The following is a 15,457-nucleotide window of genomic DNA, read 5'->3' as shown; positions in this document are numbered from 1 at the left end:
AAAAGGAGTCAGCTATGGTTAGGTTTGAAAATAAAGACCCCCTGATGTTGGCACGCCAACTGCCGATTAAGTCTGTCGCCCTGATTCTGGCGGGGGGCCGCGGTTCGCGTTTGAAAGATTTAACCTCAACCCGGGCCAAGCCAGCCGTTCATTTTGGCGGTAAATTCCGCATCATCGATTTTGCCCTGTCGAACTGCCTGAATTCGGGGATCCGCCGCATTGGCGTGATCACCCAATACCAGTCCCATACTTTGGTACAGCATATTCAGCGCGGCTGGTCGTTCCTCAATGAAGAGATGAACGAGTTTGTCGATCTGTTGCCGGCACAACAACGCCTCAGTACCGAGCACTGGTATAAGGGCACGGCGGACGCGGTATACCAGAACCTGGATATCATCCGTCGTTACGAGGCCGAGTATGTGGTGATCCTGGCAGGCGATCACATCTACAAGATGGATTACTCGCGCATGCTGATCGACCATGTGGAAAAGGGGGCGCAATGTACCGTGGCCTGTTTGCCGGTGCCGCGCGAGGAGGCCAGCGAGTTTGGTGTGATGGAAGTAGACGAAAACGACCTGATCCTCGAGTTTCTGGAGAAACCCAGTAATCCACCGCCGATGCCGGGTAACCCGGATATGTCGCTCGCCAGCATGGGGATCTACATCTTCAACGCCGATTACCTGTTCCAATTGCTGGAGGAGGACATGTCTACGCCGGGCTCCACCCATGACTTCGGCAAGGATCTGATCCCGAAAATCACGGCCCAAAAGGCGGCATGGGCACATCCGTTCACGTTGTCCTGCGTCACGTCCAACCCCGATCTGCCGCCATACTGGCGCGATGTGGGCACGCTGGAAGCTTACTGGCGTGCCAACCTCGATCTGGCTTCCGTGACGCCGGAGTTGGATATGTACGATCGCGCCTGGCCAATCCGCACCCATATGGAGCCGTTGCCACCTGCCAAGTTCGTACAAGATCGTTCCGGTAGCCACGGTATGACCATGAACTCGCTGGTATCCGGTGGCTGCATCGTCTCCGGATCGGTGGTGGTGCATTCGGTGCTATTCCCGCGAGTGCGGGTGAACTCGTTCTGCACCATCGACTCTACCGTATTGCTGCCCGACGTTAACGTCGGCCGTTCCTGCCGTCTGCGGCGCTGCATCATCGACCGTGCCTGTCATATTCCCGAGGGCATGGTGATTGGCGAAAACGCCGACGAAGACAGCAAACGCTTTTATCGTTCAGAAGGCGGCATCGTGCTGGTCACGCGCGAAATGTTGTCAAAGTTGTGAGTTAAGGTAGTCGGCAGCAATAACGACCCAACGAATTTTTAGTCGCGGCTAGGTGGCCAGGACGAGAAGCCCCGGGAGTTTACTCAGGTAAGCGACTGGGGCGAGTCAACACAGCCAACAACACAGCGGTTTTAAAGGCGAAGGGTAGACCTGCCGCCATATATAAACGGACTGATGGCTTGCACAACGCGGGATTAATAACAGCGGCAAGCCTGCTTTTCCAGAGTAATTTAGCCGATTCTCAGGAGTGATAATGCAGGTTTTACACGTATGTTCTGAAATGTTCCCCCTGTTGAAAACCGGAGGGCTCGCAGACGTGGTTGGCGCATTACCGGCGGCTCAGATCGCCGAAGGTGGCGATGTTCGGGTGTTATTGCCCGCTTTTCCTGACGTGCGCAACGGCATACCGGATTCGGTGCTGGTGGCGGAGATCGATTCGTTCGCCGGTCGCGTTGGCCTGCGTTACGGTACCTACCACGGTGTGGGCATCTACCTGATTGATGCCCCTTGGCTGTACGAGCGGCCAGGCAGCCCATATCACGACCAATCCATGAATGCCTATTCCGATAACCATCGGCGTTTTGCCCTGCTGGGCTGGATAGCCTGTGAACTGGCTAAGGGGCTGGATCGCTACTGGCGCCCGCAGGTGGTGCATGCTCATGACTGGCACGCCGGGCTGGCCTGCGCCTATCTGGCGGCTAACGGCCACCCTGCACGTTCCATTTTTACCGTGCACAATCTGGCCTATCAGGGGCTGTTTTCCGCCCACCACGTACCGGAATTGTGGCTACCGCCTTCGTTCTACAATGTTTACGGTCTGGAGTTTTACGGCCAGATGTCATTCCTGAAAGCGGGCTTGTATTACGCCGACCACATCACTGCCGTTAGCCCAACGTACGCGCGTGAGATTACCCGACCGGAGTTCGGCTACGGCATGGAAGGGTTATTACAAGAACGCCAGCGGCAAGGGCGGTTGAGCGGCATTCTCAATGGCGTGGATGACAAGATTTGGGACCCGTCCCACGATCCGCGCCTGACCGCCCGCTATGACGCCGACAATTTGAAAAACAAAGCCAAGAACAAGCTGCACCTGCAAAAAGCCATGGGCCTGAAGGTGGACGAGTCGCTGCCGGTGTTTGCGGTGGTGAGCCGTCTCACCAGCCAAAAAGGGCTGGATCTGGTATTGGAAGCGCTGCCTGCACTGCTGGAGCAAGGCGGCCAATTGGCGCTGTTAGGGGCCGGTGATGCGGTGTTGCAGCAGGCGTTTCTGGCTGCCGCCGCGGACTACCCGGAACAGGTCGGCGTTCAGATTGGCTACCATGAGGCCTTTTCACATCGCATTATCGGCGGAGCGGATGTGATCATGGTGCCCAGCCGCTTCGAACCCTGTGGGCTGACCCAACTCTATGGCCTGAAATACGGCACGCTGCCGCTGGTGCGCCGCACCGGTGGATTGGCGGACACGGTGGTCGATTGCGCGCTGGAGAATCTGGCCGATGGCAGCGCCAGCGGATTTGTCTTTGATGATTGTGATGCCGCCGCACTGGGCAACGCCATTCGGCGCGCCATGGTGCTGTGGAGTAGACCTAAGCATTGGCGTCACGTCCAGCGCCACGCGATGAGCGTGGATTTTGGCTGGCAAGTCGCGGCAAAGGAATATTTGTCGCTTTATTCCCGTCATATTTGACGCTACCTCAGTGTTGGCTGCATTCACTTACCCGAATCACTTACCTGTGTAAGTGATTCGGGATAAGTTCCCTTGCCGCCTTGATGCAGCGCCAATTATTTTGGGTATATCAACACCTATTGTAATGCCCTATGAATTTCAAGTTGCAGCCAGGTGGCCAGCTTACTCATCCCCAGACGCTTACTTTAGTCAGTCACTGGGGTGTCAAATCTGTCGGGAACAGATTTGAACGCTGCTTGCAGCGGCCCCTTAAGGGGTGTGGCCCACGGATGGGCCACGTAACTGAGTGCAGGTAACACGGCTGTGGTTTGAAAGGCGACGGGCAGTCACGAACTTGGGATCGAAAAGCTATGACTTCACCGATTAGTTACACCTCACCCACGGTCAGTGTTGAAGCGCTGAAACACTCCATCGCTTATAAGTTGATGTTTATTGTCGGCAAGGACCCGGCTATCGCCAATCAGCATGATTGGCTGAACGCCGTGCTGTTCGCGGTGCGCGACCGCATGGTGGAACGTTGGTTACGCTCTAACCGTGCACAACTTTCACAGGATGTGCGTCAGGTGTATTACCTGTCGATGGAATTTCTGATTGGCCGCACGTTGTCCAACGCCCTGCTGTCGATGGGAATTTATCAGGATATCGACGATGCACTCAATGAGATGGGGCTGAGTCTGAGTGACTTACTGGAGGAAGAGAACGATCCGGGTCTGGGCAACGGTGGGCTGGGGCGTCTGGCCGCGTGTTTTCTTGATTCGCTGGCAACGTTGGCATTGCCGGGGCGTGGCTACGGCATTCGTTATGAATATGGGATGTTCAAACAAAATATCGTCAATGGCCAGCAAATGGAATCGCCAGACTATTGGCTGGAATACGGTAATCCATGGGAATTCCCACGCCATAATACCCGTTATAAGGTGCGTTTTGGCGGTCGGATCCAACAAGAGGGTGCCAAGGCGCGGTGGGTGGAAACCGAAGAGATCATTGCTACCGCTTACGATCAGGTGATCCCCGGTTTTGATACCGATGCTACCAACACCCTGCGGCTGTGGAGTGCGCAGGCCAGTAATGAAATCAACCTGGGCAAATTTAATCAGGGCGATTACTTTGCGGCGGTGGAGGATAAAAACCACTCGGAAAACGTATCACGTGTACTGTACCCGGACGACTCAACCTCTTCCGGGCGCGAGCTTCGCCTGCGACAGGAGTATTTCCTGGTGTCGGCCACGGTGCAGGATATTCTCAACCGCCACTGGTTGATGCACAAAACCTTCGATAACCTGGTCGATAAGATTGCCATTCACCTGAATGACACTCACCCGGTGTTGTCTATCCCGGAACTGATGCACCGGTTAATCGACGAGCATAAATTTAGCTGGCTTGATGCTTGGGCGGTGGTGGAGCAGGTATTCTCCTATACCAACCACACGCTGATGAGCGAAGCACTGGAAACCTGGCCGCTGGATATGATCGGCCGGATTTTGCCGCGTCACCTGCAGCTGATTTTCGAGATCAACGATCACTTCCTTAAACACGTGCAGGAGGTGATACCGGACGACAATGAATTACTGGCACGCGTGTCGATCATTGATGAAACCAATGGCCGCCGGGTGCGCATGGCTTGGCTGGCGGTGGTGGCCAGCCATAAGGTTAACGGTGTGTCCGCGCTGCATTCCGAACTGATGGTGCAGTCACTGTTTGCCGACTTCGCCCGTATCTTCCCCGATCGCTTCTGCAATAAAACCAATGGGGTAACGCCACGCCGTTGGCTTGGGTTGGCTAACCCGCCGCTGTCCGCCGTGCTGGATGACAGCATTGGCCAGACCTGGCGCACCGATCTCAGCCAGCTGAGTGAGATCAAGGCGAATGTTGATTACCCGAGCTTCTTGCAGGCGGTGCAGGCTGCCAAGAGAAAGAACAAGGAGCGACTGGCGACTTACATCGCTAAAACGCTGAATGTGGTGGTCAACCCAGATGCGTTATTCGATGTACAGATTAAGCGCATTCACGAATACAAACGGCAACTGCTCAACGTGTTGCATGTGATCACGCTGTATAACCGGCTGCTGGAGGATCCGGAAACTGAACGGGTACCGAGGGTGGTGATCTTTGCCGGTAAGGCGGCGTCGGCTTATTACGCCGCCAAACAGATCATCCGCCTGATCAACGACGTGGCCAAGGTGATCAACAACGATCCGCGGGTGCATGCCCAACTGAAAGTGGTGTTTATCCCGAACTACGGTGTCAGTTTGGCGCAGATGATCATTCCGGCGGCGGATCTTTCTGAACAGATCTCGCTGGCGGGCACCGAGGCGTCAGGCACCAGTAATATGAAGTTCGCTCTCAATGGTGCGCTGACCATAGGTACGCTGGACGGTGCCAATGTCGAGATGCTGGAGCACGTGGGTGAGGAGAATATCTTTATCTTCGGCAACACCGCCGAGCAGGTCGAGGAGCTGCGACGCAACGGTTACAACCCGCATCTTTACTATGAGCAGGATCCCGAGTTGCATCAGGCGTTGACCCAGATTGCCACCGGGGCTTTCAGCCCGGAAGAGCCAAAGCGCTACAGTAATCTGTTTGATTCGCTGGTGAACCTGGGCGATCACTACCAACTGCTGGCCGATTACCGCAGCTATGTCGATACGCAGGATAAGGTGGATGAGGTGTATCGCAATCAGGATGACTGGACGCGGCGAGCGATATTGAATATTGCCAATATGGGCTACTTCTCGTCCGACCGTACCATTCAGGAATACGCAGACGAAATCTGGAACATCAAACCCATCAAGCTGTAATGCAAAAGGGCCGGATATCCGGCCCTTTTTACGTTTAGCGATTTACGATGCCAGAGACAGCGTTTTCGCTTTCGCGTGTTCCGCCAGCCAGGTTTTGACCCGTGCCTGCTGTGCTTCATTCAACCACATACCTAATTTGGTACGACGCCAGATAGCATCTTCCAACTCTACCACCCACTCTTTGTCGATCAGGTAGCGCAGTTCAGCTTCGTACAAGCCGTGGCCGAATTCTTCCCCCAGATCGCTGAGGCTCTTGGCATCGGCCAAAATCAGCTCGCTGTGGCTGCCGTAGGTGCGTGCATAGCGGCGAGCCAATGACTCAGGTAACCAGCTGTGTTCACGACGCAGTTTCGCCGCGTAGCTGTCGCGATCGCCACCGATGTCGCCACCTGGCAGTGAACCGTTTTTGGTCCATGCCGGGCCGCAGCCAGGGTAGTAGTGTGCCAGTTTTTCCATCGCATGCTCTGCCAGCTTGCGGTAGGTCGTCAGCTTGCCACCGAACACGGACAGCAGTGGGGCTTTACCTTGTTCGTCATGCACGTCCAGCGTGTAGTCACGGGTAACGGCCTGTGGCGAGTCTGACTCGTCATCGCACAGCGGGCGCACGCCGGAGTAGGTCCAGACGATATCGTCACGGCCCAACTGCTTCTTAAAGTGGTCGTTATACACTTTCAGCAGATAGTTGATTTCGTTATCGTCGATCTTCACGTCTTTTGGATCGCCATGATATTCCACGTCGGTGGTACCGATGATGGAGAACTCATCGTTCCATGGGATGACAAAGACGATACGGTGGTCTTCGTTCTGCAGAATATAGGACTGCGGCTGGTCATGCACACGCGGTACCACGATGTGACTGCCTTTGATCAAGCGGATACCGTAAGGGGATTTCAGCTTCAGGCCATCATCGAAGAAGTGTTTCACCCATGGGCCAGTGGCATTCACCAGGCCCTTGGCACGCCAGGTGAAGGTTTTACCGCTGTCGACGTCAACCGCTTCCACCATCCACAGCCCGTTTTCACGCCATGCGCGGGTCACCTTGGTACGGGTACGGACTTCACCGCCACGTTTTTCGACTTCCTGGGCGTTGAGTACCACCAGGCGAGCATCGTCGACCCAGCAGTCAGAATATTCGAAACCGCGCTTCAATTCTGGCTTCAGCACCGATTCTGGTCCAAAGCGCAACCCCTTGCTGCCTGGCAGGCTGGTGCGTTTACCCAGGTGATCGTACAGGAACAGACCGATGCGGATCATCCAGGCTGGACGCAGGTGAGGCTGATGCGGCAGGCGGAAGCGCATTGGGAAGGCAATATGTGGTGCCAGTTTTAACAGCACTTCACGTTCGGCCAGCGCCTCGCTCACCAGACGGAATTCGTAATGCTCCAGGTAGCGCAGGCCACCGTGGATCAGTTTGGAACTGGCGGAAGACGTAGCACAGGCCAAGTCTTGCGCTTCCAGCAGCAGAACGGACAGGCCGCGCCCGGCAGCATCCGCCGCGATGCCGGCACCGTTGATGCCGCCACCGATAACGATCAAGTCTTTGGTTTCCACGTCAACTTCCTCCAGATGTTCGAAATAGCTCTTTCATGTTCGTTTTCGCTCATGATTGTAATCAAAAACCAACAAACAAGCCAAGACTTAACCAAACAAAAACATTTAGGCGTGATAGAGGTAACAGTTTGATGATGGTAGTTATACAAAGTGAAGGGGTATTTTCGTTCTGGAACTGCAGGGTTCAGCAGGCTGAACCCTGTCTATAACGGCAGGTCTGGCGGGGCGGAGTGGGGTTAAATGAACGGTAAAAGACTCAGCACAATTCCAGCTGCACATCGTACTGTTCGATGATTTTCATCACGCTTGGCGGCGGCAGTTGATCGGTAAACAGGTAGTCGATCAGGTTCATATTGCCGAGGTTAACCATGGCATTACGGCCGAATTTGGAGTGGTCGGTCACCAGCATGACGCAGCGCGAGTTTTCGATAATTGCGCGTTTGGTGCGCACTTCGTGATAGTCGAATTCAAGCAGTGAGCCATCCATATCGATGCCGCTGATGCCCAGAATGCCGTAATCGAGACGGAATTGAGAGATAAAATCCAGCGTGGCTTCGCCCATGATGCCCCCATCACGCGTACGTACTTCACCGCCAGCCAGGATCAGACGGAAATCTTCTTTGGCGGTCAGCAGGGTGGCGACGTTCAGGTTATTGGTTACCACACGCAGGTTCTTGTGATTCATCAGCGCATGAGCCACGGCTTCCGGGGTTGTGCCGATGTCGATAAACAGCGTGGCGCCGTCAGGGATTTGACTGGCGACGCGTTGGGCGATACGCGCTTTCTGTTCCGACCACATCACCTTGCGATCGTTATAGGCGGCGTTAACTGAGCTGGAAGGCAACGCCGCACCACCGTGGTGACGCTGGATTTTGTTTTGATCGGCCAGGTCATTCAAGTCACGGCGAATCGTTTGCGGGCTGACGTCAAAATGTTCGACCAGTTCTTCCGTACTGACATAACCTTGCAGGCGCACCAGCTCGATAATTGCGTCATGACGCTGTGTTTGCTTCACGGTAATCCCCTAAAACGCCCGGCTTGTACCTGGCTGTTATTGTTCGTTGTGCGCGCGATGACGCGTGTCCCAAAATGCCATCAATAACCCTAACACTAAACCGGCAACGTGTGCCGCGTTAGCGATCGACATTCCTAAAATATCGAAATACCCGGCCACCAGCCACAGAACGGAAAACACCATCAGGCCGCGCGGCAGCATCAGGCCACGTTCCGGTGCTCGCTCCCCGCTGAGCCAGCAGTAACCCATCAACGCGTAGACCACGCCGGACAGGCCACCGAACAGGGCTCCGCTGAACAGCGACTGCGCCCAGCCGCTGAAAAAGGCCGAAACCACCGCCAATACGAACAGTTTGCCGGCACCGAGACGTTTTTCCATCGGACCACCGAGATACCACCACCACATCAGGTTAAAGGTAATATGCAGCAGTGAGAAATGCAGGAAGGCGTGGCTGACCCAGCGCCACAATTGCAGGTATTGGCTGCTGTCTTGTGGCCAGGACAGCCAGTACATCACGGTGTCGTCACCCAGTATTTGCATCAGGATATACACCGCAATGCACAGCACCATCACACTCAACGTCAGTGGCCCGGCTTTGCTGTACAGCGTTTGCAGATAGGAATAGCCCTGATAGTGGAGTTCGGCGTTGGTACTTCCGGCCTGCCAACTGGCCGCCCGATAGCGACTATTGAGCGGATCGACCAGGAACTGCTGGAGTTCGTGCTGTACTTGCTCCAGATGGCTGTCGTCAGCCAGCCAGATTTCTGCCGCTTCGTCAGTATTGTGCACCCTAAGCTCAATGTGTTGTGTCGCCATGTAATCGACAAAGGCCTGCGCCAGGCGGGGATTGGAGACGGCGATAACTCGAACCATAGGTATTCCGTTTAATGAGATGATTTTAGCCGTCGGTTTACCCCGGCGGCGTTGACGGCTGATTATACCGTCGAAATCCTGAGCGCAGGCAACGGATCTGCGCAAAACCAGCAAAAACACGCACTAACGACGCGAGAAAGAACCCCGCCGGCGGCGGGGAGAATTAGGCAGAGGTTTCAACGTCCTGCGGATACTGACGAGCCCAGGCTTCAAAGCCGCCGTCTATGCTGTACACCGCATCAAACCCTTGATGCAGCAGATATTGCGCCGCGCTGCGGCTGCTGTTGCCGTGATAGCACATCACCATCACCGGACGATCGAAGTCGTTCTGCTGCATGAAGGTTTGCAGGCTGGCGTTAGTAAGGTGAAAGGCGCCTGGCGTGTGCCCGGCTTCAAAACTTTGCGGATCGCGGATGTCGACCAGGGCGGCGCTGTCATCTTTCCAACGGCTGTGCGCCTGCTCAACGTTGATCGCTTCAAACTGTTCCATGACTTCGGACTGCCTCGTAATATGAATATGCCGCCATTGTAGTCAATTTCGCGGCAATTAAGACCAGAGCATTAATGTGGTTTTTTAGGCGCCGTAGCCCATCATCTTCAGCAGTTGCTGCGCCTGTTGCACCGCCTCTTGACGATGGGCCACGCCCAGCTTCTGGTACAGATTGCGGATATGGGTTTTGATGGTGGTGGCCGCCACGTCCAGCTCGCCAGCGATTTGGTCGTTGCTGTAACCGGAATAAATCAGCCCCAACACCTGCCATTCACGCTGCGTCAGCGGGCTGGTGCGGATCAGTTCGGGTACCTGCGGATGGGTCAGCAGTTTATCGACGAAATTCTCGTCAAAATGCGCGAACTTATGCCGATGATGCTGGTTGATGTCGCGCAGAATACGCTGGGCGCGATGGTTTTCCAACTCCGGCAGCGTATTGAGTTGGATCAGTTGGCGTAGTTGTTGCGCCATCGCTTCGCCTTCAATGACGAAGTGGCTGATAAAGCCGGTGCGGCTGGCCAATGACAGAGCTTCCATCAGGACCTTTTGCGCGTCGCTTTTGCGCTCCATCTGCCAATAAAGCTGGTTGCTGAGCAACAGGTTACGGTTTAAATCGCTGACCAGCCGCAGGCGGCGGGCATTTTCGTTGAGTTCATCCAGCACCACTTCGGCTTCTTCATACTGACCCAGCATGATTTGCACCCGCGCGATATTACGCCACTGGCCCTGCATAAAGTGGTTATCCGCCATACCGGGTTTTTCCGTCTGGCGCAGCCATTGAGCCGCAGCGGCAGTATCGCCGGTCATCTGCCAGTGGATCACGCGTGGTTTGTCCGCGTTGGTGAGCCAGTCGCGGTGGTATTGGGTGCCGTGCAGCAGCACTTCGCACCGTTGCATATGCGCATTGGCATTATCCAGATCGCCACGCGCCAGCGAACACTTGGCCAGCATGGCGATACACTGCAACTGTTGCTGAGGCTGGTAGTTCGCCAGGATTTTTAGGCCTTCGCGAGCGGCATCTTCCGCTTCGTCCAGGCGCGCCCATGACCACAGGATCTGCGCGCGAATGCGCAACAGGAACTCATGCATCGGTAACTGTTCCAGATGCTGTTCACGTACCAGTTCAAACGCTTTGTCCTGTGTTTCGTAAGCGGCCTGCAGGAAACCTTGAGCAATCAGGATCTCGCTTTGCTGCAACAGCGCCCACAGCGCGTAGTGGTAAGCCTGATGGCGCCGAGCCATTTGTTCCGTTTGTTGCATCATCGGCAGCGCACGGGCCAACTCACCCTTGCAATGATGGACTTCGCCGGTCACCGAGGTCGCGACGATGCGGCTGTAATAGCTGGAAAGCGGCAAGAACTTCAGCGCTTCAGTGGCCAAGCGTTCGGCCTCTTCCGGCTTACCTGCGTTGATGGCGACCTGTGCACGCAGGGCGTCAAATTCGGCATGCAGGGTGCGGTCGACGTCAATTTTTTGTTCGCGCATTGCTTGCTCTGCGCGTTCCAGCAGCGTGTTCACTTCGATATAACGGTGCTGGCTTTGTGCCAACCAGGCCTGCAGCAGCGCCAGTTTAGGATTTTGGATCAAGCGCTCATAGGGCAGTGCATTCAAACACTCTTCCAACAGGGCCAATTCACTGTGGTGGAACAGTGACCATGCGTGTTGCAGCAGAATATCACGCAGCATGCTGACATCACTGGCTGCCAGTGCATGATGAATCGCCTCCGCCGGGTAGCCCAGCGCCAGCCAACCTTCGGCAGCGGCGCGGTGCAGGCCCGGTAATTCCAACGCCAGCTCCCATTGGCAGCGTTGACGCAGGAAGGTGGCGAACAAAGGGTGGAAGCAGAACCACTCACCGCTATCGTCCATGCGGTGGATAAACAGCCCCTGGCGCTCCAGCTCTTCTAACCGTTGCTGGCCGTTGTCTTCGCCGGTCAGACGCACAATCAGCGCATCATTCATCGAGCGCAGTACCGAACAACGCAGTAAGAAGGCACGCGCATCGGCATCAACGTGATCCAGGACTTCGTCCACAAGATAATCGGACAGATGGCTGGCGTTCAGCCCGGCCAGGCGTTTGGCCGATTGCTGTGCGGAAGAGGTGGATTGCCGTGCGGACAGCGCAATCAGCTGCAGCGCAGTGGCCCAGCCTTCGACCTCATCACACAGGCGGCTGCTGTCTTGCTGTTCCATGGGGGCAACCAGACGGCAGTCGAAGAACTGCTTGGCTTCATGATGGGTGAATGCCAATTGCTGCGTGCCCATCTCCAATAACTGATCGCGCACGCGCAAGTTGGCGATGCCGAGCGGTGGCAGGGTGCGCGAAAGCAGGATCAGCGTCAGGTTTTCTGGTTGATGGCGCAGGAAGAAGCGCATGGCTTCGTGGATGACGTCGTTGGTGATCAGGTGGTAGTCGTCAATCACCAGGTATAGGGGGTGATGCCAATCAGAAAGTTCAATAAACACCTGGGCGAACAGCGCTGACAAACTGGCGTACTGATGCTTTTGGCTTAGTGCCTCGCTCTTCACACAGTGGCCACTGCTGGCGTGCTGCAACGCTGCGATCAGGTAGCTGGCGAAGCGCTCGGGTTGGTTGTCGCTTTCATCCAGCGAATACCAGCCTAAATCTGACTTGCCGGCCGCCCACTGTGCGACCAGCGTCGTTTTCCCGTATCCCGCAGGGCAATTGACCAATGTCAGGCGATAGTTGGCCGCGCTGGCTAATTTGGCCAACAGGCGATCGCGGATCACGGTATTTTGCAGCCGTACCGGACGGCTCAGTTTCGATGGGATCAGCATAGTATTCCAGAGTGAAAATCGCGGTGCCCGCCGCCGAGGCTTGCCCGATGGCGTTTATGTCATCACTACGCCTGCCGGGATCTGAGGGGGTTAATTATTTTATGGCTCGTAATTAATCCCCCTCCTAAGTTCTGACAACGTTAAACGTATTGCAACAAGGTTCAGCATTGGCTTGGAGTTATATTGCTATTGATCACACTTTTTTACGTTTGCAGGCAATTCCTTGCCGAATCGCAGGGCAGTGGCGCGGTTTGGTGACGCAGGTGCAGGAAAGCATTTCCGGGTGTGTGCGACACTACAGACGCTGCAATAACTATGCTAACGTTATTGAACAAGTTTTCACCGTATTCTCAGTGCTCGTCGCGTTCGTCGGTGGGCTTTTTTGCATGATGCAAGGGAGTCAAAAAGTGCCTGAGATCACAATTTTAGCTACGCCCCAATCCTCCTCCCCAGCTAATCCCCAAGCGGGATGATGCCTTCACGCTTTCTCCCCGGCACGATAACGGTAATTTGACCCACTTACTGGATAGAGAGTTTTCCTTATGTCACAGCCTACGCTTAAAAAGGATGCTTTTCTGGCGGCACTGACCCGTCAGTGGCAACAGTTTGGCCTCAGTTCCGCACAACAGATGACCCAGCACCAATGGTGGGAAGCGGTAAGCCGCGCATTGGCCGAACAGTTGGCAGCACAACCGGCACCGCGCAAAAGCAGTAAGCCGCTACGCCATGTGAACTACATTTCGATGGAGTTTCTGATTGGCCGTTTGACGGCCAACAACCTGATTAACCTGGGCTGGTATGACACCGTCGAGCAGGCATTGGCGGAACAGGATATCAAGCTGGCAGATCTGCTGGAGCAAGAAACCGATCCGGCGTTGGGCAATGGTGGGCTGGGGCGTTTAGCGGCCTGTTTCCTGGATTCGATGGCAACGGTAGAGCAACCGGCCACCGGTTACGGGCTGAATTACCAATATGGCCTGTTCCGTCAGTCGTTCAGCGGCGGGCAGCAACAAGAAGCGCCGGATAACTGGCAACGGGAAAGTTACCCGTGGTTCCGTCACAATGCCGCGTTATCCGTCGATGTCGGCATTGGCGGCAAACTGGAAAAACTGGCCGATGGCCGCGAACTGTGGCGCCCGGCGTTTACCCTGCGCGGTGAAGCCTGGGATCTGCCGGTACTGGGCTTCCGTAATGGCGTGTCTCAGCCCCTGCGTCTGTGGCAAGCAACCCATCAGCATCCATTCGATCTCAGCGACTTCAACGACGGCAAATTCCTGCAGGCGGAGAAACAGGGTGTAGAAGCGGCCAAACTGACGAAGGTGCTGTACCCGAATGATAATCATCAGGCGGGCAAGCGTCTGCGCTTGATGCAGCAATACTTCCAATGCGCCTGTTCGGTGGCAGATATCCTGCGTAAGCACCATCTGGCGGGCCGCAAGATTGAAGACCTGCCGAAATTCGAAGTGATCCAGCTTAACGATACCCACCCAACCATCGCCATCCCGGAAATGCTGCGCATTTTGTTGGATGAGCACCAGTTGGACTGGGATGCGGCCTGGGCAATCACCAGCAAAACGTTCGCCTACACCAACCACACTCTGATGCCTGAAGCGCTGGAATGTTGGGATGAGAAATTGGTACGCAGCCTGCTGCCGCGCCATTTCTCCATCATTAAGCAGATCAACGCCAATTTCAAAAAGCTGGTGGATAAACACTGGCCGGGCGATGCCGCCGTGTGGGCCAAGCTGGCGGTACACCATGATAAACAGGTGCGTATGGCTAACCTGTGTGTCGTCAGTGGTTTTGCGGTCAATGGGGTGGCGCAGTTGCACTCTGATCTGGTGGTGAAAGATCTGTTCCCGGAATACCACCAACTGTGGCCGAACAAATTCCATAACGTCACTAACGGCATTACGCCACGCCGCTGGCTGAAGCAGTGTAACCCGGCGCTGTCAGGGCTGATTGATGAAACGCTGAAGGTGGAGTGGGTTAACGATCTCGACGCGCTGAAAGGGCTGGAGAAATACGCCGATGATGCGGCGTTCCGCCAGCGTTATCAGCAGATCAAACGTGATAACAAAGTGGTGTTGGCTAACTACGTGCACGACGTCATGGGGCTGAAACTGAACCCGGACGCCATCTTCGACGTGCAGATCAAACGCCTGCATGAATATAAACGCCAGCATCTGAACCTGCTGCACATTCTGTCGCTGTACCGTCAACTGCGTGATAACCCGCAGCTGGATATTGTGCCGCGCGTGTTCCTGTTCGGTGCCAAGGCGGCTCCGGGCTACTATTTGGCGAAGAACATCATTTACGCGATCAACCAGGCGGCGGAAAAGATCAACAACGATCCGCTGGTGAAGGATCGGCTGAAAGTGGCGTTCATTCCTGACTACCGCGTGTCTGTTGCTGAACTGATGATCCCGGCTGCGGATATCTCTGAGCAGATCTCCACCGCGGGCAAGGAAGCCTCAGGCACCGGCAATATGAAGCTGGCGTTGAACGGTGCGCTGACGGTTGGCACGCTGGATGGCGCTAACGTGGAAATCGCCGAGCAAGTCGGTGAAGACAATATCTTTATCTTCGGCAATACCGTGGATCAGGTGAAGGCGCTGCTGGCGAAAGGCTATGATCCGCTCAGTTACCGTAAGAAAGACAAGCATTTGAAGGTAATCCTGGACGAACTGGCGAGTGGTGCATTCAGTCATGGCGACAAGCATGCATTCGACATGATGCTGCACAGCCTGCTGGAAGGGGGGGACCCTTATCTGGTGCTGGCGGATTTTGCTTCTTACTGCAAAGCTCAACAGCAGGTAGATGAACTTTACCGTGACCGTGATGAATGGACGCGACGTACTATTCTTAACACCGCGCGTGTCGGTATGTTCAGTTCGGATCGCTCGATCCGCGACTACCAGCAGCGTATCTGGCAAGCCAAGCGTTAAGGAG

The 15,457-nt window shown here is 55.3% G+C and carries 9 protein-coding genes; 4 read left to right on the top strand and 5 right to left on the bottom strand.

The window, feature by feature from the left end:
• The first annotated feature begins 14 nt into the window (after positions 1-14).
• The 3 genes from glgC (at position 15) to glgP (ending at position 5,777) form a co-directional block, all read left to right on the top strand.
• A complete protein-coding gene (glgC, locus tag AC2FCQ_RS15625) occupies positions 15-1,292 on the top strand; it encodes a glucose-1-phosphate adenylyltransferase (RefSeq protein ID WP_209639194.1) in 1,278 nt (425 codons plus the stop codon).
• Positions 1,293-1,545: 253 nt separating this feature from the next.
• The gene (gene glgA / locus AC2FCQ_RS15620) at positions 1,546-2,979 is read left to right on the top strand and encodes a glycogen synthase GlgA (protein WP_209639192.1); all 1,434 of its coding nucleotides are present in this window, start codon (positions 1,546-1,548) and stop codon (positions 2,977-2,979) included.
• A 350-nt stretch (positions 2,980-3,329) separates the two neighbouring features.
• Positions 3,330-5,777 (top strand): glycogen phosphorylase, encoded by a 2,448-nt coding sequence (glgP, locus tag AC2FCQ_RS15615; RefSeq protein WP_490308675.1) that lies wholly within the window; start codon positions 3,330-3,332, stop codon positions 5,775-5,777.
• 42 nt (positions 5,778-5,819) lie between these two features.
• Here the strand turns inward: glgP and glpD are convergent, their stop codons facing one another.
• From glpD to malT, 5 genes are all read right to left on the bottom strand, one after another.
• The gene (gene glpD / locus AC2FCQ_RS15610) at positions 5,820-7,328 is read right to left on the bottom strand and encodes a glycerol-3-phosphate dehydrogenase (protein WP_490308673.1); all 1,509 of its coding nucleotides are present in this window, start codon (positions 7,326-7,328) and stop codon (positions 5,820-5,822) included.
• 256 nt (positions 7,329-7,584) lie between these two features.
• Positions 7,585-8,343, bottom strand: coding sequence for a DeoR/GlpR family transcriptional regulator (locus AC2FCQ_RS15605; RefSeq protein WP_020837378.1), 759 nt, complete (start codon positions 8,341-8,343; stop codon positions 7,585-7,587).
• A 36-nt stretch (positions 8,344-8,379) separates the two neighbouring features.
• Positions 8,380-9,216 carry a rhomboid family intramembrane serine protease GlpG gene (gene glpG / locus AC2FCQ_RS15600; RefSeq protein ID WP_209639186.1) on the bottom strand — a complete coding sequence of 279 codons (837 nt, stop codon included), beginning with the start codon at positions 9,214-9,216 and terminating at the stop codon, positions 8,380-8,382.
• A gap of 163 nt (positions 9,217-9,379) precedes the next feature.
• Positions 9,380-9,706 carry a thiosulfate sulfurtransferase GlpE gene (gene glpE, locus AC2FCQ_RS15595; RefSeq protein ID WP_020837374.1) on the bottom strand — a complete coding sequence of 109 codons (327 nt, stop codon included), beginning with the start codon at positions 9,704-9,706 and terminating at the stop codon, positions 9,380-9,382.
• An 84-nt stretch (positions 9,707-9,790) separates the two neighbouring features.
• Positions 9,791-12,505: an HTH-type transcriptional regulator MalT gene (gene malT, locus AC2FCQ_RS15590; RefSeq protein ID WP_490308672.1), complete on the bottom strand. Its 2,715-nt coding sequence runs from the start codon at positions 12,503-12,505 to the stop codon at positions 9,791-9,793.
• A 542-nt stretch (positions 12,506-13,047) separates the two neighbouring features.
• Between malT and malP the strand changes: the two genes are divergently transcribed.
• Complete coding sequence (gene malP / locus AC2FCQ_RS15585) at positions 13,048-15,453, top strand: maltodextrin phosphorylase (RefSeq protein ID WP_490308670.1); 2,406 nt, start codon at positions 13,048-13,050, stop codon at positions 15,451-15,453.
• The last annotated feature ends 4 nt before the right edge of the window (positions 15,454-15,457 follow it).

The organism is Serratia sp. CoH_134_PS_4 (assembly GCF_058190535.1).
The sequence above is the reverse complement of the archived record's forward strand: the minus strand, read 5'-3'. Positions and strand labels throughout refer to the sequence as shown.

What these genes read in the sequence shown, in the direction of transcription:
- glgC (WP_209639194.1), top strand. Translation starts at nt 15, where the DNA reads ATGGTTAGGTTTGAAAATAAAGACCCCCTGATGTTGGCACGCCAACTG.
- glgA (WP_209639192.1), top strand. Translation starts at nt 1,546, where the DNA reads ATGCAGGTTTTACACGTATGTTCTGAAATGTTCCCCCTGTTGAAAACC.
- glgP (WP_490308675.1), top strand. Translation starts at nt 3,330, where the DNA reads ATGACTTCACCGATTAGTTACACCTCACCCACGGTCAGTGTTGAAGCG.
- glpG (WP_209639186.1), bottom strand. Translation starts at nt 9,216, where the DNA reads ATGGTTCGAGTTATCGCCGTCTCCAATCCCCGCCTGGCGCAGGCCTTT.
- glpE (WP_020837374.1), bottom strand. Translation starts at nt 9,706, where the DNA reads ATGGAACAGTTTGAAGCGATCAACGTTGAGCAGGCGCACAGCCGTTGG.
- malT (WP_490308672.1), bottom strand. Translation starts at nt 12,505, where the DNA reads ATGCTGATCCCATCGAAACTGAGCCGTCCGGTACGGCTGCAAAATACC.
- malP (WP_490308670.1), top strand. Translation starts at nt 13,048, where the DNA reads ATGTCACAGCCTACGCTTAAAAAGGATGCTTTTCTGGCGGCACTGACC.